Origin of the sequence: Sulfobacillus thermotolerans (assembly GCF_039623705.1) — a bacterium.
GTDB classification, from domain to species: domain Bacteria; phylum Bacillota; class Sulfobacillia; order Sulfobacillales; family Sulfobacillaceae; genus Sulfobacillus; species Sulfobacillus thermotolerans.
Genome location: NZ_CP133983.1, coordinates 1,269,626 through 1,293,607, shown reverse-complemented (window position 1 = coordinate 1,293,607; position 23,982 = coordinate 1,269,626). Strand labels below are relative to the sequence as shown.

General features: G+C 49.6%; 21 protein-coding genes and 1 pseudogene. 6 read left to right on the top strand and 16 right to left on the bottom strand.

Translation table 11 applies throughout. The features are described 5' to 3' along the window. Window positions 1–16 precede the first annotated feature (16 nt). Window positions 17–1,198: a glycosyltransferase family 4 protein gene (locus ORD20_RS06565; protein WP_103376453.1), complete on the bottom strand. Its 1,182-nt coding sequence runs from the start codon at window positions 1,196–1,198 to the stop codon at window positions 17–19. A 329-nt stretch (window positions 1,199–1,527) separates the two neighbouring features. Next, complete coding sequence (locus tag ORD20_RS06560) at window positions 1,528–2,664, bottom strand: glycosyltransferase family 4 protein (protein WP_158246360.1); 1,137 nt, start codon at window positions 2,662–2,664, stop codon at window positions 1,528–1,530. Window positions 2,665–2,910: 246 nt separating this feature from the next. On the opposite strand from ORD20_RS06560, the gene ORD20_RS06555 reads away from it, so the two are divergent. Both ORD20_RS06555 and ORD20_RS06550 read left to right on the top strand, forming a co-directional pair. Continuing rightward, window positions 2,911–4,365 (top strand): hypothetical protein, encoded by a 1,455-nt coding sequence (locus ORD20_RS06555; protein WP_146039095.1) that lies wholly within the window; start codon window positions 2,911–2,913, stop codon window positions 4,363–4,365. A gap of 383 nt (window positions 4,366–4,748) precedes the next feature. Then, window positions 4,749–4,901, top strand: a pseudogene (locus tag ORD20_RS06550) (DapH/DapD/GlmU-related protein); the annotation flags it as partial. A gap of 53 nt (window positions 4,902–4,954) precedes the next feature. Here ORD20_RS06550 and ORD20_RS06545 read toward each other — a convergent pair. The 3 genes from ORD20_RS06545 to ORD20_RS06535 are packed head-to-tail and all read right to left on the bottom strand — an operon-like array spanning window position 4,955 to window position 7,498. Continuing rightward, window positions 4,955–6,070, bottom strand: coding sequence for a glycosyltransferase family 4 protein (locus ORD20_RS06545; protein ID WP_103376456.1), 1,116 nt, complete (start codon window positions 6,068–6,070; stop codon window positions 4,955–4,957). Continuing rightward, entirely contained in the window at window positions 6,067–7,092 is a 1,026-nt protein-coding gene (locus tag ORD20_RS06540; protein WP_430626688.1) for a glycosyltransferase family 4 protein, read from the bottom strand. The genes ORD20_RS06545 and ORD20_RS06540 overlap by 4 nt, the downstream gene beginning before the upstream one ends. Then, window positions 7,049–7,498, bottom strand: a complete 450-nt coding sequence (locus ORD20_RS06535) for an Rrf2 family transcriptional regulator (RefSeq protein ID WP_103376459.1) — start codon at window positions 7,496–7,498, stop codon at window positions 7,049–7,051. The genes ORD20_RS06540 and ORD20_RS06535 overlap by 44 nt, the downstream gene beginning before the upstream one ends. A 131-nt stretch (window positions 7,499–7,629) precedes the next feature. Between ORD20_RS06535 and hmpA the strand changes: the two genes are divergently transcribed. Continuing rightward, window positions 7,630–8,847 carry an NO-inducible flavohemoprotein gene (gene hmpA, locus ORD20_RS06530; protein WP_103376460.1) on the top strand — a complete coding sequence of 406 codons (1,218 nt, stop codon included), beginning with the start codon at window positions 7,630–7,632 and terminating at the stop codon, window positions 8,845–8,847. Window positions 8,848–9,204: 357 nt separating this feature from the next. On the opposite strand, the gene ORD20_RS06525 is transcribed toward hmpA, so the two are convergent. The 3 genes from ORD20_RS06525 to ORD20_RS06515 all read right to left on the bottom strand — a co-directional run bounded on the left by ORD20_RS06525 (window position 9,205) and on the right by ORD20_RS06515 (window position 11,069). Further along, complete coding sequence (locus ORD20_RS06525) at window positions 9,205–10,236, bottom strand: phospholipase C (protein WP_103376461.1); 1,032 nt, start codon at window positions 10,234–10,236, stop codon at window positions 9,205–9,207. A gap of 225 nt (window positions 10,237–10,461) precedes the next feature. Further along, entirely contained in the window at window positions 10,462–10,854 is a 393-nt protein-coding gene (locus tag ORD20_RS06520) for a hypothetical protein (protein ID WP_430626616.1), read from the bottom strand. Beyond that, window positions 10,848–11,069, bottom strand: a complete 222-nt coding sequence (locus tag ORD20_RS06515; RefSeq protein WP_242968620.1) for a hypothetical protein — start codon at window positions 11,067–11,069, stop codon at window positions 10,848–10,850. Before ORD20_RS06515 ends, ORD20_RS06520 begins: the two co-directional genes overlap by 7 nt. A 135-nt stretch (window positions 11,070–11,204) precedes the next feature. Between ORD20_RS06515 and ORD20_RS06510 the strand changes: the two genes are divergently transcribed. Further along, window positions 11,205–12,869, top strand: coding sequence for a helix-turn-helix domain-containing protein (locus tag ORD20_RS06510; RefSeq protein WP_158246361.1), 1,665 nt, complete (start codon window positions 11,205–11,207; stop codon window positions 12,867–12,869). Window positions 12,870–13,036: 167 nt separating this feature from the next. Here ORD20_RS06510 and ORD20_RS06505 read toward each other — a convergent pair whose 3' ends face one another. The 4 genes from ORD20_RS06505 to ORD20_RS06490 all read right to left on the bottom strand — a co-directional run bounded on the left by ORD20_RS06505 (window position 13,037) and on the right by ORD20_RS06490 (window position 16,921). Then, window positions 13,037–13,849, bottom strand: coding sequence for a CPBP family intramembrane glutamic endopeptidase (locus tag ORD20_RS06505; protein ID WP_103376463.1), 813 nt, complete (start codon window positions 13,847–13,849; stop codon window positions 13,037–13,039). Beyond that, a complete protein-coding gene (locus ORD20_RS06500) occupies window positions 13,822–14,673 on the bottom strand; it encodes a DUF1616 domain-containing protein (RefSeq protein ID WP_430626615.1) in 852 nt (283 codons plus the stop codon). Before ORD20_RS06500 ends, ORD20_RS06505 begins: the two co-directional genes overlap by 28 nt. 729 nt (window positions 14,674–15,402) lie before the next feature. Then, window positions 15,403–16,119 carry a response regulator transcription factor gene (locus tag ORD20_RS06495; RefSeq protein WP_103376465.1) on the bottom strand — a complete coding sequence of 239 codons (717 nt, stop codon included), beginning with the start codon at window positions 16,117–16,119 and terminating at the stop codon, window positions 15,403–15,405. Next, complete coding sequence (locus ORD20_RS06490) at window positions 16,109–16,921, bottom strand: sensor histidine kinase (RefSeq protein ID WP_103376466.1); 813 nt, start codon at window positions 16,919–16,921, stop codon at window positions 16,109–16,111. Before ORD20_RS06490 ends, ORD20_RS06495 begins: the two co-directional genes overlap by 11 nt. A gap of 168 nt (window positions 16,922–17,089) precedes the next feature. Here ORD20_RS06490 and ORD20_RS06485 point away from each other — a divergent pair, with 168 nt between their 5' ends. Further along, window positions 17,090–18,313, top strand: coding sequence for an IS256 family transposase (locus tag ORD20_RS06485; RefSeq protein ID WP_103376467.1), 1,224 nt, complete (start codon window positions 17,090–17,092; stop codon window positions 18,311–18,313). A gap of 525 nt (window positions 18,314–18,838) precedes the next feature. Here the strand turns inward: ORD20_RS06485 and cas2 are convergent. Together cas2 and cas1 are read right to left on the bottom strand one after the other, a co-directional pair. Then, complete coding sequence (cas2, locus tag ORD20_RS06480; protein ID WP_103376468.1) at window positions 18,839–19,102, bottom strand: CRISPR-associated endonuclease Cas2; 264 nt, start codon at window positions 19,100–19,102, stop codon at window positions 18,839–18,841. A 152-nt stretch (window positions 19,103–19,254) separates the two neighbouring features. Then, on the bottom strand, window positions 19,255–19,878 hold the full coding sequence (cas1, locus tag ORD20_RS06475) for a CRISPR-associated endonuclease Cas1 (protein ID WP_430626614.1): 624 nt from the start codon (window positions 19,876–19,878) through the stop codon (window positions 19,255–19,257). Between cas1 and tatC the strand changes: the two genes are divergently transcribed. Further along, entirely contained in the window at window positions 19,762–20,463 is a 702-nt protein-coding gene (tatC, locus tag ORD20_RS06470; RefSeq protein ID WP_146039116.1) for a twin-arginine translocase subunit TatC, read from the top strand. The genes cas1 and tatC overlap by 117 nt on opposite strands. A 675-nt stretch (window positions 20,464–21,138) precedes the next feature. Here the strand turns inward: tatC and ORD20_RS06465 are convergent. Continuing rightward, window positions 21,139–22,419 (bottom strand): Zn-dependent hydrolase, encoded by a 1,281-nt coding sequence (locus ORD20_RS06465; RefSeq protein ID WP_103376470.1) that lies wholly within the window; start codon window positions 22,417–22,419, stop codon window positions 21,139–21,141. Then, window positions 22,416–23,969, bottom strand: a complete 1,554-nt coding sequence (locus ORD20_RS06460) for an amidase (RefSeq protein ID WP_103376471.1) — start codon at window positions 23,967–23,969, stop codon at window positions 22,416–22,418. Before ORD20_RS06460 ends, ORD20_RS06465 begins: the two co-directional genes overlap by 4 nt. Between the last annotated feature and the right edge of the window lie 13 nt (window positions 23,970–23,982).

The window sequence follows — 23,982 nt, the reverse complement described above, 5'->3', positions numbered from 1 at the left end:
TTCTATACCCTCCTGACTAGGACTTATCGAGAAGATTATGGTAAAAGCGAATCAGTTCATCAGCTGCACTCCGCCACGTAAACATCTCAGCCTTTCGACGACAATGCCTCCTCATTTCTTCGTATAAAGTTTGATCCAGTACAATCTTTCTCATTGCCGCGGCTAATTCATCAACATCATTCGATTTCACAAGAATACCTGTGTGCGAATCAATGATTTCAGGAATACCTCCTACTCGAGAAGCAATTACAGGCTTACCTGCTGAAAGACTTTCTAAAATGACTAAAGAAAATGCTTCATTCCAAATTGATGGAACAACCAAGACATTTGATTCGTTATAAACAAATTGCATTAAGTCAGCATTAACTGGGCCCAAATAATGTACTCGTCCCATTTTCTCCGCATTCCGTAGCAACGTCCTTATAGATATCTCATATGAGTCTGGTAACACTTTACCTAAAGCTCCATCCCATAGTTCCGCCCCTCCCGCCAATACTAAATGAATGCTTGGCAATTCTTCAACAAGTCGCAAAAAGCTTTGTGCTAAAATATGCACTCCTTTTGCCTCGGAAAAGGCGCCGGCGAATAGGAAAATGAAAGCATCGACACTCACTCCGATCCGTTGCCGAAAAGTATAGGGCCTCCCTTCGTCCGCATCGCAATATGTTAGTGGCCTCACACCATTCGGCACGGTAATGAGAGGCCATAATATTCCACCCATACCTTCTTTAATGCGGCTCGCTATATATCGACTGACTGCAACGCCCCCATCTCCATGACGCGCAATTATTTTCCACTCACTTGGCCCCAATAAAGAGTCTTCATTCAAAGGGTCTGCATGAAAATGCAGCACCTTTGACCGGGCACGAAGAAATTTCATGTAATAGTACAAATGAGCATGTAAGACATCGTAATCATTCGTGATTAAATAGCGCGCTAATGGTAGATGTTGCCGAAAGTCATATGAGTTATTTCTCATTGTAAATTTTGCCCATCTTGTATATTTTAAGGAAACAAGTTGAATGTCTTGCCATTTAACTTGCCAATTTTCTTGCCCGGCTGCTCCCACAGTGACGTCATTTCCCAGTTCACGTTCAGCTAGAGCCAATTCCAATGCTGCTTTTACAACTCCACTAACGGCAGACGTACTTGGATTTTGAGGTAGATTACTTGTTCCAATCCAATGAAGTATTTTCACTGAGATGTTGTCCCATCCTTATTTGTTCGTCTCAGTGGTGGATAACTTGGTCAAAGATTGCAACGAGCCACTGGACCTCGTCGAACTATTTCGTCCATCACTTTGAAGCATGATTAATTGGTGGCCATCGTTACCGAAAAGGGTCTCTCATCCTCGCAACGCGATCGAAGAACGAGTCGCCTTGCCTATAAGCCCTGTAACCCAAGGAACCTATAAACCGGCGAGATACAGGCTCTCCCACGGTCACTTTATCCACGCCCTTGCCCTAGACCGTCTTTCTTCTTTCTATTGGTGTCTATTGGTGTCAATCTGCTTGACTTGTCCATCACCTAGGCATCACCCCGCGAAAGAACAAATTCATAGGTTTCTAAATATTGCTGAGCTATAGGGCCCCAATCCATATGGACCAATGCCACGTTTCTTGAATTATTGGATAGCACTTCGTACACGCTCTTATTCATGGTAAGCCACTCTATTTGTTCAACCATTAGGCTCACAGAGCCCTCAGGATACAAGTACCCATTTGCGCCATTTATAACGTAATCTTCTAATCCGCAACCGTGGAAAGCCAATACAGGTATTCCCATTGCAAGGGCTTCCAGAGCGGTTCGTGGTGGGGCTCCAGCTTCTCTAGTAATAATCAACAAATGAGCCTTTTTATATTCAGCTATAAGACTTGTAGGTTGTAATGTGTTCTTAAACTGCACACGCCTATTATCAATTTGTGCCTGCAAACAACGCTCTAAATCATTTCGCAAACTCCCATCGCCCACAATTGTCAAAGAATAGTCAATCCGTTTCTTTTCTAATAAAGCAATCACATTAATCAAATGTTCTGGATTATTTTCCATTTCCAACCGTCCGACATATAGTAGGTTAAGTGTATTCGACCACACCTTTCTGGGGTTGGGTTCGTTAACCAATTCCGTCCCTAATTTGATAACTTGAATATTTTCATTTCTAGCTCCAGTACGGGTCCACCAGTATGCCATATTTTTAGATGTCGCCACAATCATAGATGCGTTACGGACCGCTAAAAAGGAAACCAAATTGTAGAATAAAGCAGAAATGAAGTCTAGTTTAAATTTAGACGCCTGACGTTGTTTAATATTTCCTGATGTTGTAAATATTACAGGAAAATGCAACCTTGAGCTACAAACCCCCGCAGAAAATGCATCCGAGGTATGGACTATATCCGGATGTATTGAATGTCTCCTTAACATTTTAAGTGCCCTCAACACCTGATTTATCTTTGTAAACCCATTCTGATCTGGATGAGAAATAGACTGGAACGTAATCAGGGTAAGATTACAATGATAAAATAGTTGATGGGAGTATGGTCCAACAATAACAACCTTGACGTCTAGCAATACAAGCCTTTTAGCTAAAGACCATATTATGTCACTATGCCCACTACGACCGGGCCTTTTGGGATCTACTATAGTATCTATGAATACTACTGTCACGATGTAATACACATCCCTTTTCTAGTTAAATTACGGGACTAACATTCCTGAGCCACGTTTACCTATCCACTATTATGTATTACTGTTATTTTAAACCAATATTCCAAAAGAAGGAAATAGAAAATGGCGCTTTCGACGAGCAGGTCCCACAGATTAAAAGTATGGTTATTGCTAGAGTTATCAGTTTTGTATTCTGCATACTTCGTCCTCCGCTTCGGAGGACTCTGGACTGAAAATGACACTGCAGTGTTTACTCAAGTGACTGCACGTATGCTTTCTGCCCAGTCCGTCCTCTTTCCTGGACAATATAGCCATGGGTTTGGCTATCCGACGTGGCTCGGCTCTCTCTCTTTGTTGACGGGCCTTTCAGTTCCGGTGATGAACACCATTGTTATGCCCTTTATCGCTATGCTGCTTTTCACGATTGCGGCCTATATCGCATACCGAACATTTCTTAACTCGGATAAACTGGCCGCACTTTCTGTCCTTCTTATCTTTGCCATTCCCGACGTCATGTTCACTCTATTACGCGGCAATCACGAAAAGCTCAATATCGTATTGATGCTGTGGGCGCTCGTGGTTCTCTTCCGAGCCTTCCGTGCCGTTCAACAAGGGTCAATGCGCGAGTCCGCGGTGTGGATCGGCTTGTTTTATGTATTCGTGTTCACGAACGCGACCGTCAATGATTATTTTGCTTCAACATTTGCCGTTGCCGCTAGCCTGACTTTGATAGGCGGATGGATCTTATTACGGCTAAATACCCCTGCCACGATACAATACCGCCCGCAAATTGTTCGGCTCGGCAGCTACGTTATCGGGTCATGGCTATTGGTGTGGTGGGTCATGCTTTATGTGTTTCCCCCGGCAGGTCATGACTTTGCCTTAGCACATACGGCACTTAACAAAATCGTTGACCTTTTTCTCACATTGCATACGTCGAGTAATCCTTACAGTGCGCCCGCATCGCAATGGGCGGGCAAACTCGATCAAATATTAGTCGCCTCTTTCCGGTGGGTTCTTTCCGTGGTGTCGATCGTTATTTGGGGTTATGCCCTTTGGAAAATGATTTGGCGCAAGCACACTTGGTCCTTTGAACACCTATTTCTCTTGGCGCTCTACGGCGCGTTTGGTTTCCTTGTAGCGCTTGCCATTCCTTTAGATTTCACCGGCATGAATGCCGGCACCAACCTTGAGGTGCGCAATTTTCCCTACTATGCCCTCATGGCGTCTCCCGTGTTAGTATGGGGCCTCATTCCCCGCCTAGAAACGCTTAAGACCACCTTGCGCCCGTGGGTCACAACCAGCTCCGCTATCGTCTTGGCGGTCTTTGTTCTCATTGGCTTGTTCAAGAGTACGTTAGATCCTGTCATTTCAAACCAATGGATGTTCTACACACCAACAGAACGTCAGGCTCTTTCTGCCTTTAATCATCATAGCCGCTCTGAGACCATATGGACGGGTCCTGATAACCGGCTGGTCTATGCAGATATGATGTGGCATTTTCGTAATCGTGGTGACAATACCGTCACAGGTTTTCAATTTAGCCAAGCCGATCGAGACTTGCTTATTTCTCCGGAGGTCATCGCCAGCAGTCTTGTCGAACAAAAACCCGTACCCCCATACCTCAATCAAAACCGAATATATGATAACGGGTCAGCTCAAATCTATCGGTTGCGGCCTCAAACACCCTTTGAAAATTAAGCAATAAACTTCGGCCTTAAGGAGATAAAGACAAACGATGCTCCAAGACAATTTGCGAAATGTTTACCGATTCTTTCGTGGATGGCGGTGGTGGAAAATAAAGATTTAGTTCGAGGCTGCACGGTAGTACCATTAAAACTGGAATAGGAAGCTATATCCTGTCTCCTTCGGTATCCATTCGCGTTCAACCCGGCGCACGTCTTGTTTTGGGACGCGATGTTTGTTTACGCTCATACACGTCGATTCACGTGTTACAGAGTGTTGAAATCGGTGATGACACCCTCATTGCTGAAATGGTTACAATTCGCGACCATGACCACAATATTCTAATAGATGACCCGAAACCGTATAGACGCCAAGGCTTTGTATCGGCCCCTATTCGGATTGGCCAAAATGTATGGATAGGTAATAAGGTCACAATCACCAAAGGTATCAATATTGGAGACAATAGTTTCGTAGCAGCTAACGCAGTGGTTACTAAGGATGTTGAGCCCAATGTGGTCGTAGGAGGTGTCCCAGCCCGTATTATTAAAAAGCTAAGGGATTAGCTATCCCTTGAACCCTATCATTTCATATCACAAACACATCACTATCGCTCGTGGTAGACTGCCCACGTCTTAACCGCTACGGAATGCCACGTAAGACTCTCGATGTCCCGCAGCCCACGCCTGGCGAAATCGTCGCGAAGGGATTGGTCCGCAAGGATTTGTTGCAAACCTTTTGCGAGATGGGCGACATCGTTAGGGCTGACGAAGAATGCTGCATCTGTAGCGATTTCTCGAAACACCGGAATGTCACTGGCCACCACTGGCACTCCACTGGCCATAGCTTCTAAAATAGGCAGGCCAAATCCTTCAGCTGTAGACACAAAAACAAAGGCGGTAGCGTTAGCAAGAAGACTGGGTTTGTCTTCTGGATGTACGTAACCTAATATCTTGACCCTATCTCCTAGCTTCAGATCGTCTATGACTTTATCTAAACCGGCCTGATCACGTTGTTGCCATCGCCCCCCCAAGTACAACGACAGGTCGGGATAGTCTGAAGCAACAAGACGAAACGCTTCAAGAAGGCGCGGCAAATTTTTGTGGGGCTCGGCACTCCCTAAATACAGCAAATAAGGCGGATGATTGCCATAAAGGCCATGGCCTTTATGGCGTGGCGATAAGCTGTCGGTATCGACACCATGAGGAATCACGGAAATTTTCTGGGCATCAAGGCCTAATTTCACAATAGCGTCTTGTTTCACCTGTTCACTTATCGCAATCACATGGGTGGCAGCCGGTAATTTCTCGTAATAATAAGTTCTCCAGCGCCAAGCACTTAACCGTTGTGACAAATTCCCATGCCTCGTTTGTGTTTGGAGTCCGGTTAAATCATGCAACGTTGCCACCACCGGAACATCACGCAGGGAAACCAACCCATTAAAATCGGTCGCATGAAAGATTTGGGGATGACTTTTTTTCACGACCTGACGAATCGCCCACTCATTGTATAACCAATAGACCTGAGCAGGACGGTGGGGACGATACACCGCATGGACAGGTGCCACCCACTCGGGTAACAACCTCTGATCTTGTGTCGCCACAAAGAAAGCGCACGATGGCCCCGCTAACCGCGTTAGTTCGCGGGTTAAGTAGTAAACATAGGTCCCCACCCCCCGTACACGATGTTCGGATTGCAACGGCGTCGCATCGATGAGGATCATGACGCTTGGCCCTTCATGATGCGGCGATACACCCAAACGGTCTCTTTGGCCGTCTGCGCCCAGGAATATTGGCTCGCGCGGTGGTACCCTGCACCGGCCAGATGCTGACGCAAAGCGGTATCAGATAGAAGACGCCGCATCGCACCAACCCAGGCTAACGTGTCCGAAGGAGACGCATAAAGTCCCGTGTCCTGAATGATTTCAGGTAGTGAGGAGACGGGTGACGCAATGACAGGAGTGCCATGGGCCATCGCTTCTAGCGCCGGAAGGCCAAATCCTTCATAATACGAGGGAACCAACACGCCAGTTGCATTCGCATACAAACGATGAAGCGTCTCATCATTGACGTGGCCGACGAACTTCAGACCAGGCTCTGCAATCCTCCCCGTCCCCTGCGGCGGCTGCCCTGTCACGATTAGTTCCACTAACTCACCGCTTTGTCTCATTAACCGCAAGGCTTCGATGACGCGGGTCACATTCTTTCGCGGATGGTTCGCACCAACAACCAGAAAGTAAGGACCTGACACACCGAAGGTCTTTTGGATATTCGGCAGGTCTTGCCGCCATATCTGAAGAGCGTTTGGCGTGGGCACTCGCGTGCCCAGAGGCGTGACCACAATGTGACTATGAGAAATTTGCGCATACCGCATCAAATCAGCCTTAGCACTCTCGCTCACGGTTAATACCGCATCAGCCGTCCACCGTGCCAAAGGCACGGTCGTCCGGTATACCACCTTACCCAACAATGGATAGTACTGGGGGTAAATATAGGGAATCGCATCGTGAATCGTAACCACGCGTCTATATCGGCCGGGAAAAGCAAAAGGGGCGATACCGCAGGGATCATGAATGATATCCAAATGATACCGCCTAGCGGTCGTTGCTAGCGCCACAGACCCTGCAATGATCACCCCTGGCAACAAAGCTAAGCGAGGCATGGGGATTACCGGAAAATCGCGGCCACCGTTCTTTGAATTTTTAAGGACTTTTGATCTCCAGCCGAAATAAGCCTTGCAGTGCATCCCGATTAACGACGAGATCCGCCAGAGTGTAGGTATCCAGCACACCCAGATAGGACTGCAAAGCTTGGTTGAGAACAGCTTTTAAGCGGCACACGGGACTTAACACACAAAATCCCTGTTCTGCATCAAAGCATTCAACAATATTCCAATTTTCTTCAGTTTGCCGTACCAACCATCCCAGATTGATTGCTTCAGGCGGCAGTGCTAAACGTATACCCCCATGGCGGCCGCGTACTGTTTCTAATAACCCTAAGTTACCCAGTTTATGAACTACCTTCACGAGATGATTATTCGAGATGCGATACGCTGTGGCCACCTCTTGAACGTTCGTCAATCGATTTTCGGGTTGCGTCGCCACATAAATGAGCACTCTTAAGGAATAATCGGTAAAAAGCGTCAGATTCACAAAACGTCTTCCCTTCTACTTAATACCTATATATCGTTTTTAAATATGTATTTTATATATATCTTTTCCGGTTCAAATGAACTATAATCATCGACGAGGTTATTTTAGACTAGTTATTAGGAGGTTCCTCTATGCTTTCGCAAACCACTAAAGACATAATTAAATCAACCGTCCCCGTCCTCGAAATGCATGGCGAACACATTACCACGCGGTTTTATGAGCGTTTATTTGACAATGAACCATCTATGCTCGATATCTTTAATCAAACCAACCAACGCAGAGGTCAACAACAAACTGCGTTGGCCAATGCCTTATATGCCGCCGCCTTGCATATTGACCACATTGAAGACATTTTACCAGTTGTCCGACAGGTTGGACACAAACACCGTGGGCTCGGGGTCAAGCCTGAGCATTACCCAATTATCGGCGAGAACCTCCTAGCCGCTATGAAAGAAGTCTTAGGGGATGCCGCGACCGACGACATCATTGGGGCGTGGGCTCAAGCCTATGAGATGATCGCAGGCGCTTTTATTGATGTGGAACAAGCTATGTACACCCAAGCGGCGACCCAAGTTGGTGGATGGGACGGCTTCCGCCCTTTTATCGTCAAGAAAAAAGTCCAAGAAAGCGACGTCATCACGTCCTTTTATCTTGAGCCCCAAGATGGGGGTGCCATCGCCACGTATGAACCCGGACAATACCTCACCCTCAAAGTTAACATTCCAGGCTTAGCCCATACCCAACGTCGCCATTACAGCCTCTCGGGCCAACCGGGTCAATCTTACTACCGCATTAGCGTGAAACGCGAAGAGGCTCACGACGGATGGCCCGATGGTTTGGTCTCAACCTACCTGCACAGGCAAGTACATGTGGGCGATATCATAGAAGTGGCGGCTCCAGCTGGTGACTTCACGCTCGATGTTACCACTCCTCGGCCTATTGTCTTCTTAAGTGGTGGTGTCGGCATGACTCCATTGCTGAGTATGCTTCATTCCTTACTAGCGTATGACCCCGAGCACGAGGTGACCTATGTGCATGCAGCCTTGCATGGCCGGGTGCATGCCTTTCAAACGGAAATGGAGTCCCTAGCATCAACACATCCGTCACTTCGCTACGCCATTGTGTATGAAAACCCCGAGAAAGAAGATACGGAGCGGGCGCACTTTCTGAGAGCCGGACGCATTGACGCCCCCTTATTATCGACCCTGATTGCCCCCGAATCCGAGTTCTACATCTGCGGCCCCCAACCCTTTATGCAAGCCATGGTCACCGCCCTAAGCCAGTTGAACGTCTCACCAGATCAGATTCACTATGAGTTCTTCGGCCCCCAAAGAAGCCTAACCGCCTAGGTAGAACGCGAGAAAAGCCCTGTCTCGCACCTATCCGCTCAGCTTGCTTGTTTTCCTTGTGACCAAGTTCGCCGCCCGTTAATGCAAAAACGACGGGCGGCTTTCGTTTGTCCTCGAGCTGTGTTTGTCAGTGCGTCCACGACTCACTGCTGTGAGCACAAAGTTTTAGAGCAAATGTTAGCCAGCGAAACAACAGGACAGAAAACACAATAAGGACCCTGCACCGTCTATGACGACCATTTCGTTCGACTAAGGGGTCCCCCTTAACTTCTCTGTTCGACATGCACCCATAACGCGAACCGCGCACTACATACCCACGAGGCCGCCACCTCTTCGAGCTTCAACCACTTGTTTTGGTCACCAAGCGGCCGCCAAGCTGGTCATATGTTTCGTGCGCTCGCCCAACAACGGCAAATCATATTGCTCTTCGATCATGCGAAGCACCGAGGTATGATCGAAGACGGTATGGTCAATTCGTGACCTCAAACGGCCCGACAATAAGATAGCCGGCACTCGAATGCCTGGCCCAAAGTCATCGACCAGTTTCGGTGCGACGTGGTCATAATAGCCACCGGCTTCATCAAAATTAAGCACCATGAGGGTATTCTTCCAGTCCGGGGACTTCGCCAAATGTCGAACAATCGACACAGCTTGTTGCATACTCACAGAAATAGGAGTAGGCGGATGACCACTAGTCCATAAGCCCGGCGCAATAAACACCACCTCGGGCAAACAGCGCTTTGAAACGTCTTCATAAAAGCGGGACAACGGCAAAATATGGGAGGATAGTACCGGATCATCTATAAAACGGGGAAACCACAGTAATGGACAGAAATACAGCGCTTTCGCCAAAGCACGCGACAGCAGGTTTGGCCGATATCCGTTTACATAATACGCCCAAGTAATCCCCTTGTCATTGAGCTGATCAAAAACAGTGACTTGATTAAAGGTTAGGCGGCTGCCAAGTGGGGGGTCATTGCGGCATCCGGCGCTGGTTCCGGAAATTAGATAGAGTCGATTGGGCAATGTCGGACCTAAGACGGATGCATGATATTGGTCTGAGAGGATCCCTTGTCGCGCCAACCAAAGATATCCTGTGATCCACCCTTCCGGAAAATAGCCCATGGTCATGGGGCCGCCGACCTTTACAAAACCGTTCATTTTTCCGTCATTCCATTCGGCATGGATCGCATCCCATGAATGCGGGGGATTGGTCCAGTACAGCGCGCAATCATCATGCGAATAAGGAAACGGAGCTATGGGACGTCCCCGAGGATTAGGCATTAAGACGCCCGTTGGAGTTCCATCGGCACCAGGATAATGCCCGAACATTTGATCAAACGAATGATTCTCCTGCGTCAGAACGACAATATGGCGCCACGGGACCATTGGGATTTCACCTCACCGTATTCTATTCACGCCTCGTCTGCATGTGAAGAATGAACGAATGCATGAGGACGGTTATCGAAAATTCACGTCTCTTTTATTCAAAGAGATTTCCCACACATCTCCCCTGCTCAAATTTACGTATGTGGTAATGTTTCCACTGGGACACGGCGACATAGGACGTTTAAAAGGGGCCTCAATGGCCCCTAGTCGCATACACTGTGTTCTTTAAAGTCCAGCCCCGTTGACAGCACCCCTTGGTCCCTTCATGCAATATACAGCAATCCGTTCATACGGCTTACGCAGCTGCCCTGTTTCTACCTCATAGACATAACTGTGGATACTAACGTGCGCGGGAATAAAAGGATGGTTGCGTAAGAAGTTTACTTGCGCCGCCGAAATAGCATCAACGTCATCGAACATCTTTATCCACCGCCCAAAGGCCTCCGGGTCGGTTAACGTCAGTTCGGGTAGTGAGGGATCAAGTGCCACATGCTCTAAACTGCCAACTTTTTCCCTCATTGCTTGCACCAACACCTCGGTTTTGGCCGACATCATGCCACATTCGGTATGATTAACGATAATAATTTCTTCTGTTCCGAAAAAGTTGGTCGTCAACATCGCCGAACGAAGCACGTCGTCGGTGTGACTACTCCGCCCGCATTGCGAAAAATATGAGCATCTCCTTGTGCAATACCTAAAGCCTCCTCGACCGGCAATCGCTCATCCATACACGCCACAACAAATAACCGGCGGTTATTCGGAATTCCGCGTTGTCGACGCAATACCCAATCCGTATGCGCATGAATTTGTTGGTCCAAAGCTTCGTACAGCATTGTCATCCCCCTTTTACTTTTTAGTAACGCATATATAATGGTACTAGTTATTTACTACCATTTCATTGACGATATGGAGCAGAAATTCAGTCAATTTTTGTCTTAATGGTCAAAGGTTTGGAAAGGACGTGGCTGATGACACTGCGTGAAGAATTTATAGAGCGTGTTCTCTCCAATGCATCACCTGGCTTGTCTGAGGAGATGCAAATGATCGAAACCGCCCACCACATCGCGCTATGGGTTCAACAATGGATTACCGATAACCACTTACCCGTCAATACCTTACCTCATGCGGTACAAGCGGTTGCGAAATTCAAGCAAGCCGTTGGCGCCAAAGTTCATGTAATAGGGGATAACGATCAAGTGACCTTGCATATCGACACTTGTCCTATTGCTAGCTTAAGCCGCGCCAATCCTCGTTTGTGTTTTTTAACCTGCCACATTTTGGGCACGACTGCCGCTCTAACCGATCAGCCCACGTGGGTGCGAGTCGAAACAACATGGGCCCTTGACGATCAACCCTGCCGATTAGTGGTAGCGACACAATCACCACTGACTCCTGTGACCATGTCCTACGCTGCACCGACCCTTTATCCCCCCAACCCTCTTGCTTTTTGGGAACGCACGGAAAAATTTTCGACATCCCCTCTGCCCCCTGAATTGTCCTCTCTCTTTACCAATGCACCCTGCACCGTAACCGAGTTGTTAGAATCATTAGAAGCGCGACTAAAAGCATCCGTGTGGCTAGAAGAACACCATGGATCGGTGTGGGGATCACCTGCCAACGAAACGGATGTCACGCTGAGCCACGCAGTGTTTTGGCGCAATCAACGCGTTGGTCGCCTCTTTATACAACCCCAAACACCCCATCATCGGGATCTGGCACGATGGCTTCCGATGTTAGCCCGAATCGTCGCGATGACTTGGGCTGAAACGCAAGTGCTCCCCGTTAGTTGGGACGAAAGTCAGCAGCTGTTAAAGATTTTGTTAAGCCCGGTATCCGTGGATAAAGCGGAGGTATTAGACCGCTGGAATTATTTCACTCAGCTTTCTTCACTCTGTCCTGCGCGCGTTGTTGTGTGGCTTTCCTCCCACGCGAACCATGAAGAGCGTGAGGAGACTCTGTTGCGATTACAGCAATATGCGCGTCTAAACACTTCACATGCTCCCGTGTTGGTCGGCTTATTTCAGGACGTTTGGGTCGGATTAATGCCATCTCCATTCACCCCCGCCTTAATTGCTCCTTGGACTGCGGTAATCCGGCAAGGCCTCACGGTCCCTATAGGCATTGGTATCAGCCAAGACGTCGCCCATCTCGACGATTTTCCTCATGCGTTTGACGAAGCGTTAGAGTCCGCAAGATTTGCATTCGCACAGAGAATCAGCACACCGTTGGCCTTGTCCCAAATTCCCGGACTTCGCCTTCTCCCCTACCACCGAAAAATCCCGGCATTTAAAGCGTATTGCCTAAAATTATTCCAGCCCCTGTCTCAAGAAGATGACCTGCATCATAGCGAACTGCTTACCACATTAAAAACTTATATCGCATCGCAAATGTCCATTAAAGAAGCCAGCGCCCGGCTATACATTCATCCTGGCACCTTAAAATATCGGCTTAAACAAATTGAAGCGCTTACCGGATGGAATATTCATGATCCCTTATCCTTGTGGGAAATTTTGACGGGCCTCATCGTATCCGACCAGCTGTCATGGGACGGGCTTGCGTCTTTCAATGCATCAGCGGTTGGCCCTCATGGTTCAAGGCCGCAAGAGACCTCCTCGGTCCCAGACCCGCCTTGAGGTAGCCCTGGGGCAATGTTCTCACCAAAGTTTACACAAATATCATGAAACAGGCTCGGCGCCACAGAAGCTTCCTCCTGCGATTTTTGGGGTTTGCGAGACCGCATATAAGGGCGCGGCTTTCAGTGCGTCCGGACGACTTGTCATAAAAGCAGAAGCTGAACCACTTATTTCATCATAAACGGCACAATTAAGAACAAGACAATATTGGCCAAGCCGTGCCCCAAAATGGTAGGGTAAATGGATCCGGTTTTTTCTCGCATCCAGCCCCATGCCAGCCCGACGATAAAGACGAAGAGGACATCTGGCCCAGAGTGCCAACCAATGTGTAACAAGCCCCACGCCAATGCCACATAGATAATCCCCTGCCAATAATGTAAGAGAGGCAGGCTATAATGCTGCAATAAGCCGCGGAAGAGAAGCTCCTCAGATAATCCGGTAAACACAATCAGCAAAATGGATGGTAATAGCGCCTGCCCCCACGTCAAGTGGGTAATCAGGGCCGCGGGATGAATGAGACGGCTTTCCAGCAACCCTAGAAAGGGCGAGGTGACCACAGTGATAATGACGAGGCTCCAGTGCTTTGGCCACACCATGCCCACGTCTTGCCACGACAATTGAAACACCCGCTTGGCCGTAAGAGCTGCTCCCAACAAAGGCGTTTCCGCCAACACGTAGTACCAAACGCCCGGCAATGTCTTCGAGGAAATCGCAAAACTGACAATCCGAACCAACGGCAAGATGGCTAACACCCAAAAGAATTGGCGCTTAAGAGCGTTTTGTTCTGTTGTGGCGCGGTAAACAATAATGGCTGCTAAAATCGCATGAAGCCATATGCCCACCAGCGGAGCGATGATATCCGAGACAATCTCTGCAAGCCCCAGCGCTATGACGTAACCCCAGAGTTCGGCGACTGGCCCCATCGTAAAACCGCGCTTGCTACGCGTACGCCTTAAGGCGTAATTCGGTATGTGATCCATAGCCGGCGAAAAAGCCCTCCCTTCTCCTGCAGAAGGCGAAATTCCACATGCATGCGTCCTGGTTCGCGTGATGGCAAGACAATTAACTGGCTCCAATGCCCATGAGCAGACACCTTCACCGTTTCTTTGCGAATAACGGACGCATTAGCAATCTCTTGTAGCTGAAACACTTCGACGCGGGCATGAGGATTGGAGACATTGAGTCGCATAGGGTACTTTTGGCCAACAGGTATCTCATAGGGAAAGCCAGCCAGTTGTCCTTGGGGCGAGGTAATCGAAAAGGCCACGGTGCGGTCGGCTAAGGTCCGGCTCACGACGATCCCCGTCATCAGAACCAGTGCGGCCACTCCACCCACAACCCCAAACACACGCCAGTCCTTCCAGCTCCATCCCCCACGCTCCGAACGGAGCCCATGCCCATGTTGCCGAACCCAGAAATTACTCACCGCCAATACCATAGTTACGATGAGCAGCAATAGCATCACGTGAGAAGCTGTAAAAGGAAACTGAACGAGTGCCATGAGTAACCCCATCACAATGAGCAAAACAATATTCATGGCCAACGACAATCCAACTCGTTCAAGCCGAGAGATTTTCTGCGACGGGATTAAGAGCTCCATAATTAAATAGCCTGGCACGAACAACCCCAATACGAGGTCCAGCATAACGCGGATGGGTTCTAGGAAAGGAACGGCGTATGTGCCCCATAATCCAAGAGCTGCCACCACGCTCCCTATCAAATCCACGTGGGCCCATGGCGTCTTTGGGGATGGATGGCGCTTAACACGTCTTAACAAACGATCGTCTATGTGTTTCGCATTCATATCAGAAAACTTCAATCGCGTCTTAGCTCCCTTGGGGGTAAGAACAGGCACTTTCACAAAACCCCATGCATTCGCGTATTCCTACAAAAAATTCCCCTGCTCTTGAACTTGATCCCACGAGACACATTTACCAAAAGATCCATATCCTTACTATAACAAAATATGAGACGACCTTTCCTCGTTTTCTGTCGCCTATCACATGCCATCTTTTCTCAAAGACCGTGTTCCCCACCCGTGCCATTAGCCCGGCATCTCACTTTAGGCTTCAAAAACTTTTTGCTACTCGCGTGAAAGTTCCCCAAATGACTCAGCAGTATATCAAAGGGCATAGTCTTAGAAGCCCCTACCAGCCAAAACAACAGCTCGACCAATGTTGCAAAGCCAATTAACGGCTTATACCGCGCAGTATTAAGTGTGCGGAAGTTATAGAGCAGAAATGGGATATAGCCGCTGACGTGACCATTACCTCCTCATATCTTGTTGGCTGCCATAAGGTCAACATGGATGAGGGAACATGCCATAGCCGGATTTCGCTAGCTTGTGGGACGATATCTTTTTACGATTATCGATCACCAGGGCAACACGAATACTTACTAACGTTGTTTTCACACCCACAGAGACTTAGGCTTACGGCCTAGGGTGTATTTGGTCAACCATAAGACGGGGAGCGGTTCCCTCCGCAGATTGTACGGCCTTCTTGGTCTGGTGATTATGAGTGTATCGAGAGGCTTACACCGGACATTCTTTATTGGAGAGCATATAGCCAATGCCTGGCTTTGTCACAATATACATTTTAGCCGACTGTCCGATTTTCTTTCGCAATCGACTGACGGTCACGTGTAGGATACTATAATTCCCTTCATACTCCGAGCCCCATACTTGGCGTAACAACGTATCGGCCACAATCACGCGGTTGACATGTTTCGCTAAAAGCAGCAAGACCCCATATTCTGTCTTCGACAACGAAATCGTCATATCTCCGACCAGAACTTGCGGGTTATCGGTAAATATTTTGAGACAGCCAATTGTCAAGGGAGCGGTAGGCATATCGCTACGGTGGCGGCGAATCACGGCCGCCATTCGTGCACACAATTCCTCCATCGCGTACGGCTTGACAATAAAGTCATCTGCCCCTATGCCCAGCGCCTTGACCCGGTCTTCGACTTGATCGCGGGCCGAAATCACAATGACGGGTACACCCGATTGCTCACGCAACGCGTGCAATACGTCATAACCGGACAACCGGGGCAACATCAGATCTAACAAAACAATATCCGGATCAAATGTGGCGGCCTCGGCTAATGCCTCTTCCCCCGTACTGTAACATTGCACTTGATATCCTAAAGGCTCTAAATTAATGCGTAAAAGGCGTTGGGATCGAAACTCATCTTCCACGACCATAATCCGCGACAATGCTGTGCACGCTTTAAAGTCTTCAACAGACATGGCCATCCTCTCCCTCGGGCTCGTAATGCGTCACACTGGTACCATTGTTGAACGGCAGGCACAATTCAAACGTTGTGAGCCGGCGCGAGATGTCATCAACCAAAGCCAATGTACCATGATGCGATTCCGCTAAGCCACGAGCCACGGCCAAGCCGAGTCCCATGCCGCCGCCTGAACGCTCACTGCCGCGGAAAAACGGCTCAAAAATATTCTCGCGAAATTGCTCTGGGACCCTCTCCCCATCGTTGGTGACCCGCACGACCACAAATTGTTGACGACACGTCACCGTTACCGCCACCACCTGATTACAATGTGCGGTCGCATTGGCCAACAAATTATTAAAGATTTGCCGCAGGCGCAAAGGATCGGCCGTAATAATGGGAATAGTTTCTTCATCGGCGTGAAATTCGATGCGGCGCTCATTTTGCTGCCATAGCCTTAGACACTGACGGACTTCGTGGACGATGTCGACCGATTCCGGAGACAACGTCAAGGATCCTGTTTGAAGTCGCGTCAATGTCAATAAATCTTCAATAATACCCTGGAGATGGACAGCGGAGTCACTCAAAATACTTAACATTTCTTGTAAGTCCGAGTCGGACTGAGGTGCCTTGCGCATTACGGTGTCGACAGCTCCCAGCATTAAATGCAGCGGTGTTTTGAGTTCGTGGGTTACAATGGCTAAAAAAGCTCGCTGCGTCACTTGCGCCTGATTCAGTCTCTGATTAGTTTCCCGTAAGGTTTGATTGCTTTTCTCAATTTGTTCCACCAATTCCTTCTGGTGGGTAATCTCACGGTGCATCACCGCCCAGTAATGGACATCCTCTGATAGCCGAACGGGAAAGACATGTTAATGTCCAATTGTGTGGTGTAAATAGGGGTTAGATGTTTGCCAGATTTTGTCTGGACAACAGACCATCCCATTCGGCTTCCTAGAGATTGTCAAGATCACAAAGGAGGTCCGAATGGGATGACTACCCCTACTGTGCCATTACTCGATTTGCTACGCAAGGCCGGTGTCGAAGACACCGATTTCCTGCGCGAGGCGGTGGAATGGTTTTTGCAGCAATTGATGGAAGCCGAGGTCACGCAACAGATTGGGGCGGGTCCGCATGAGCGGACCGGGGCCCGGACGAACAGCCGGAACGGCCATCGGCCGCGGACCTGGGAGACCCGCGTAGGCGCGGTGCAGCTGGCGATTCCCAAGTTGCGGCAAGGGACCTACTATCCCGAGTTCCTGGAACCCCGCCGCCGCAGTGAGCATGCGCTCGTGGCCGTCATTCAAGAGGCGTATGTGCACGGCGTGAGCACCCGCAAAGTGGATCAACGGGTGCAATCGTTAGGGATGACCGGCATCAGTAAGTCGCAGGTGTCGCAGTTATGCCAGGGCCTCGACGAGCGGGTCACCCGGTTTAAGCAGCGGCCCTTGGAGGGCACATATCCGTACGTCTGGCTGGATGCCAAATATCTCAAAGTGCGGGACGGCGATCGCGTGGTGAGTATGGCCTTCGTGGTGGCGACGGGTGTCGCCCAGTCGGGCGACCGGGAGATCTTGGGCTTTGATATCGGCCTGAGCGAAGACGCCGCGTTTTGGACGGCGTTTCTGCGGGACTTGGTGGCACGGGGCCTGCGGGGTGTGCAACTGGTCATCAGCGATGCGCACACGGGGCTGCAAGCGGCCATTCGCCAGGGGCTGCAGGGGACGAGCTGGCAACGGTGCCGTGTACACTTCATGCGCAATCTCCTGGCTCACGTCCCGAAGCAAGCCCAAACGATGGTCTCCGCGCTCGTGCGCACGATCTTTGCCCAACCGGATCAGCCCAAAGCCCGCGAAGAATTGGGGCGCGTCGCGGACCATCTCGCGGAGCGATTTCCCCAGGCCGCCGCGTTGTTAGCCGACGCGGAAGACGAGGTGTTGGCCTACATGGGGTTCCCCCACGAACATTGGAAGCAGATGGCGTCCACGAACCCCTTAGAGCGGCTGAATCGGGAAATTGGCCGCCGGGCCGATGTGGTGGGCATCTTTCCGAACCGCGCCGCGGCGTTGCGGCTCGTGGGAGCGGTGTTGATGGAGTACAACGACGAATGGGCCGCGTTCCCGCGGCGGTACTTCAGCCAAACGTCGATGGCCAAACTGGAAGCCGGCGCAGACGCGCCGGAAGAGTTGCGGGATTCCCAGATGCAACTCGCTTAGCGGGTCACTAGGAGGCCGGAGCTTTTACACCACTTGACAGGACATGATCTGTCGAAATACTCGCCCCAGCAACAACGTCCTTCCATTATTTTTAAGGCCCAAAATGACGATCACACAAAATGCCAACAACTCTATTCGAGAAAATCGAAATTAGCAGGCTTACCGTATTGAGTGGAAATTTCCGGAGAAGGATTTGGAGTGTTAGGTCGGCTACGGACTCTGGAGACGAGAATTTAACACACGAAAACTGCTTGCTTTCAATTCCTCATAGGTAGGCTACGAACTTCACCATCACGGTCGAAATTCTTCGTTTTACATTGTTTCAATTCCTCATAGGTAGGCTACGAACCCATTTTGCGCTGATATAGCTTGACTTGTCAACGAAAGGTTTCTCCAGCAAGGGATCCAATATTTTAGTGCTTAGACGCTAACCCTTGTCAGCAAAGGCTGAGAAGCAATCATGATATGTCGTCGATCGACGGCACTTTTTGCGCTACTGGAGATCGACGACAAAAAACCCAGCCGTTAAAAAATAAATCCTTCCTCGACCTTAGGGCTCCCGAGTGTAATCCTTTCTGAATAACGCAAGGTGGCCCATGTGTACATAATGATATAGTCTTCCTTTTTATTAATTATCCGACCCAATTCTTTCTGCAAAGCTTTGAACTTGCCTTCTGTCAGTTCGCCTTCAAATACCGAGTTTTGCACCCAATTGAGGTACTTACGACAGATTTTTAGGATCTTTGGATCGCGTTTTACCCCCGCATCATAGACCAGAATCACAAACATCGCCGTTCACCTACCATTGAGCCACAAATGGCTCGTAATCGTGGTCTCCCATGAAATGCTTTTCCAGCTTATATAACTCCATACGAATGAGCCGCCGATATGACACCAGCCGTTTGGATTGGCGATGGCGAATGACGGCTCGGAGCCTTTCGTCATAAGCTTCTACATTCTTTACGAGCACGATCTGACATCATAATGCCGCCTTGATTCTTATTGAAGTCCTTCAAGGTGATAACTTTCTTACCAACTAATGTAAAAATTAATCGATCTACCACTATCGGTTTAAAAATTTCTGCCACATCGAGATTCAGAGAAAATCGGCGCTGATTGCTGGTGTGCAAATAACCTAAGCGAGGATCAAGATGCGTTTTATAAATTTCTCCCATAACAGATGTATACATTAGCGAATTCCCAAAGCTGATTAGAGCATTGAGTTGATTGGCCGGAGGCCTGCGCGTCCTCGTGCCAAACACAAACCCAGATCCCTCCAAAATTGCGTCAAAGGCCTGATAATAATGCTCGCGAATATTTCCTTCAATGGCCATCAACTCCGGAATCGTTGCTACCAGGTCCGTTCGCTGTTCCAATTTGGCAATTTCGTCAATCGGATGAGCCATCTCTTTACCTCGATTGCCATAATATCGAAGCACGCGCAGTATATTCGCCGCAGCACCTTGCACAAAAGCACGGGCAAGCGTGAAGCGCCCGGAATTATTCTCGCCATTTTTTGGAAGCAGTTGTTGCAAGACATTTTGTGGCCGTGGTCTTGGACTCATATTCCCAATGTACACGGTGGTTTAACACACCCTGCCCTGTTAACGCTGTCGCCCACGGAACCCTTTTTTACCGTAATCAATGTCGTATTAACCGTCGCGTTGCTGTTGACATCTCCCGTATGGATGTATGAAATATGGATGTATCTGAATCCCATTCTTCCCCCTGCCCACCGGCGCTGGGTGGGATGGGCGCTATTTACGGCTCTTATACTCTTTTGGATCGGTGTGGCCTTTACTTTTGCCATTCTAATTCCCGCCTCATTGCGCTTCTTAATGACATTTGCGGCATCCGTATTCACAGAGTCATTACGCGCCGGTCCGTATCTAAGTTTTGTGACGACTTTTTCCCTTGCCTTCGGTGTGCTATTTACGGTACCGGCGTGGCTTGGAATTACTGTCAAACTAGGATGGTTGCGTATTGAACAGCTTCGCCGCGGACGCCGATTCGCTCTGTTTGCCAGCGCGGTTCTCGCTGCCGCCATCGTTCCATCACAAGACCCTCTGACCTTGATGGCCGCTATTCTTCCGGTTTACGGACTCTATGAAATAACGATTCAATTGAGTCGGTGGATTCGTCCTCTGTAATAAAGCCCTAAACTCATGTCCTCATCAAAATACATCGCAGAAACTCATATGTGGCCTACGATAAAGGCGGTGACTTAGCTCTTCAATTTAACAGTCACCGCTTTATCGATGCCCAAGAAGTCAAGATCCCGTACTTGAACCTTCCCCCTCGTTAATGTTAATTGGGTGGTGTACATAGGAATCACCGCACCGCGAACGCGGTTCCAAGAAACAAGCGTAGCGAATCTTTTACGTATGATGTCCCCATCACGCCCCATCTTGACACACCCGACGCATGGAATTCTGTCCTCGTCTGTGTGCTCTCAGCCACATTTTGTGACCATTTTAAGGTTTTGCCGCGACGCGAACGGTATTTTACGGATCCGCAGATGGCGCACCTCCGAGATGCTGGACCCTCTTTATAACTTTATGGGTTGCATCAATCCTTGGGCAAGCGCCACGCACTGGGTATTCACGCCTCCCGCCACAAAACTCGAATACACGGGAAGAAAACTAGCGGAGATATTTTCCCCGGATGCAAGCGAGACGCTCCACACTGCCGTTCGGGCTGGGCCTCTTATTTGCCGGTGGGCTTAAGCGGAGGTCAAGTGTCCTACGATGAGCATAGACGGATTGGTCTATACTCATCCAATTCTGCTTATGTCTACCCTACTGCGTCTCGTCATATTAACACCTCTACGGGAGTGCATCGGCTTTGATCACGCTCCTTAACAGCACATCCACCCCCCGTTCGAGGTCCATGGGGTCTGTCCATTCCTCGGGCGTATGACTAAGACCCTTGTAACTCGGCACAAAAATCATTGCTGTAGGTACCCGCGGCGCTAATGCCATGGCATCATGTCCAGCCCAACTGGCCATATGCTGAAATGAATATCCACCGTCGCGCGCCGCGTCCGACACTATAGATTGCAGCACCGGATCAAACGCAATCGGTTGCGAGGAATCCGTTGTTCCGGCTAACACCGCATGATCATCCACCCTAGTGATCTCCGCATTGAAGCCTGCCCGTTGGGCAATGCGTTCCACGTCCCCATGAACCATGTCCAGCACTTCTTGAGCAAGACTCGCATCGTCCGATCGCAAGTCCAACGTCCAGATAATGTCCGGTGGCACGGCATTAATTAAATGGGAATGCACATCGACTTGTCCTACAGTCGCCGCAATCCGCGGATACGGGTATCCATGATTCGCTTGGTGAATGGTGGTCATAAGATTATGCCATACCTCAGCGGTTGCAAAAATAGGATCCGCCCGGTCGGCTCCACTATAAGCCGCATGAACCCGTATTCCACGCATGGTAAACCGTTCGCGAAACTGCACATTAATTCCCGACACCACCCCGATATGGCAGTGATTTCTTTCCAGGATTGGACCTTGCTCGATATGGAGTTCGAGATACGCTGCCATTCGTGATAAATGATTTGTTGCCTCCATCTTCTCCACACTGTAACCGGCTTGAAGAGCAGCCTCCGCCAAAGAGGTACCTTGTCGATCAATTTTGTCAGAGAACTGCGCCACTGGCGTGGCCCCCGAATAAATCCGGCTCCCGAAAAGGGTAGTCCCAAAGCGCGCACCCTCTTCATCATTCCACGCCACTAGTTCGATATTATGCCGTGGACGATAATGGTCGGCCTTGAGTTGCTGGATAACCCGCATCGCTCCGATGACCCCAAGTGCGCCGTCAAAACGTCCGCCGTTCGGAACACTGTCGCGGTGTGAGCCGATAACAATGCTGCGGTCAGCATCGACATCCCACACAGCCCACAGATTATTTGCTGTGTCTCTAGAGACCTGAAGACCTACGGCGGTCAGGGTGTCCGTCAGCAACAACACGACTTGTTCATCTTCATATGTCCATGGCAGGCGCGTGACTCCTCCCTTAGACGTTGGCACACTAAACCGGGCAAGGCTCTCCAAATCGTGAAGAATCGTGGCTCCGGAAACTGTTCTGTTCATTGTTCTTGCCCTAATTTCACGGCCTCGGGAGGAGAGGGCGGGCTTGATACTTGGCGTGCAAAAGCGTCCGCAAATCGCAAGAGCGTCGCCTCATCCCCATACTTGCCCACAATCATCATGCCCACCGGCAATCCATCGATCAGACCACATGGCAATGTCATGGCAGGATGCCCACTCACATCAAAAGGAGCGGTATTCACCACCATTTCAAATGCCTTGTTCAATTGTTCCGCTATGGGGTCATCCTTACCGGGAAGCAGTGTTGCGGTCATCGGCAGAGTCGGCATCACAAGCAAGTCCACGTCCTCTAACGCTTTATCATAGGCACGGCGCAGTTCCCCTGCCAAATTCTGCGCCATGGCGTAATACTTCCCATAGGTATGTTCTTCCATGTACGACGCTACCAGTAACAACTGCTTGACCGTCGCCGGCAAAGCTGCTGCATTTTGGCGCCATGCTTTCGCCCAGTAGGACATAAGTTCTGGCGAATAACGCCCTTTCCAACCGTACCCTGATGCATTGCCCTTCATCATCACGGCCCATGTGCCTTCCACAGCAATCGCATTCCACACGAGCATAGCCTGACGATGCCAAGGAATCGAAACAGATGCGATGCTAACGCCCTTTGACTCCAAGCTTTCCGAGACACCCCATACCATATCGTCCACACGCGGATCAGACTGCGGCCATCCAAATCCCTCTTTTACGACCCCAAGACGAAAGCCTCTTAATTCCTGGCCTAGAGCCGCCATATAGTCACCAGACGATGCAAAGGTGACGCCTTTCTGGCGTGGATCATTCCCATCAGGTCCGGCTATCACCTCAAGAAGACGAGCGACATCGGGAACCGTTCGGGCCATGGGCCCTAAATGGTCCAAACTGGGTTCAATAGGAAATGCTCCAGTATACGGCACAAGTCCCCATGTCGGTTTTAGACCAAAGACCCCACACCATGCGGCGGGAATGCGTATGGAGCCCCCTTGATCACCGCCGATTGCCATATCCACTTCACCCGTGGCAAGCAATACGGCACTGCCACTCGAAGAGCCTCCTGAAGACCTAATGGGATCATAGGGGTTACGCACAGGCCCTGTATCACTAGTGAAGCTACTGCCCGAAAAACAAAGATTCTCACAGACCGATTGACCAACGATCGTACCGCCTGCACCAAGAATGCGTTGGACAACCGTTGCATCCTCCCTTGGACGAAAGTCTGCCATAAGGGATGTGCCATTACTGAGCGGAATACCCGCGACGGCGACATTGTCCTTAATAACGACGCGTTTCCCGACGAGTAGTCCGGTCTTAGCGCCAACAATTTCTCCTTTCCAGTACCACGCTCCCAGCGGATTATCTTGAGGATCCACCAGATGCCCTTCTCGCCCTTCGTTAAATGAGCTTTCTTTTTCTTGACTTAACGTTTCCAGTTGCACGTAGCCATCAAAAGATGGCTGAAGCGCGCTGAAATATTGACCTAATTCCTCATCGCTTAGCTGCAATCCCAGACTCTGAGCAATCTCCTTAAAATCTTTGAACTCCGGACCCTTCATAATCTATCGCTCC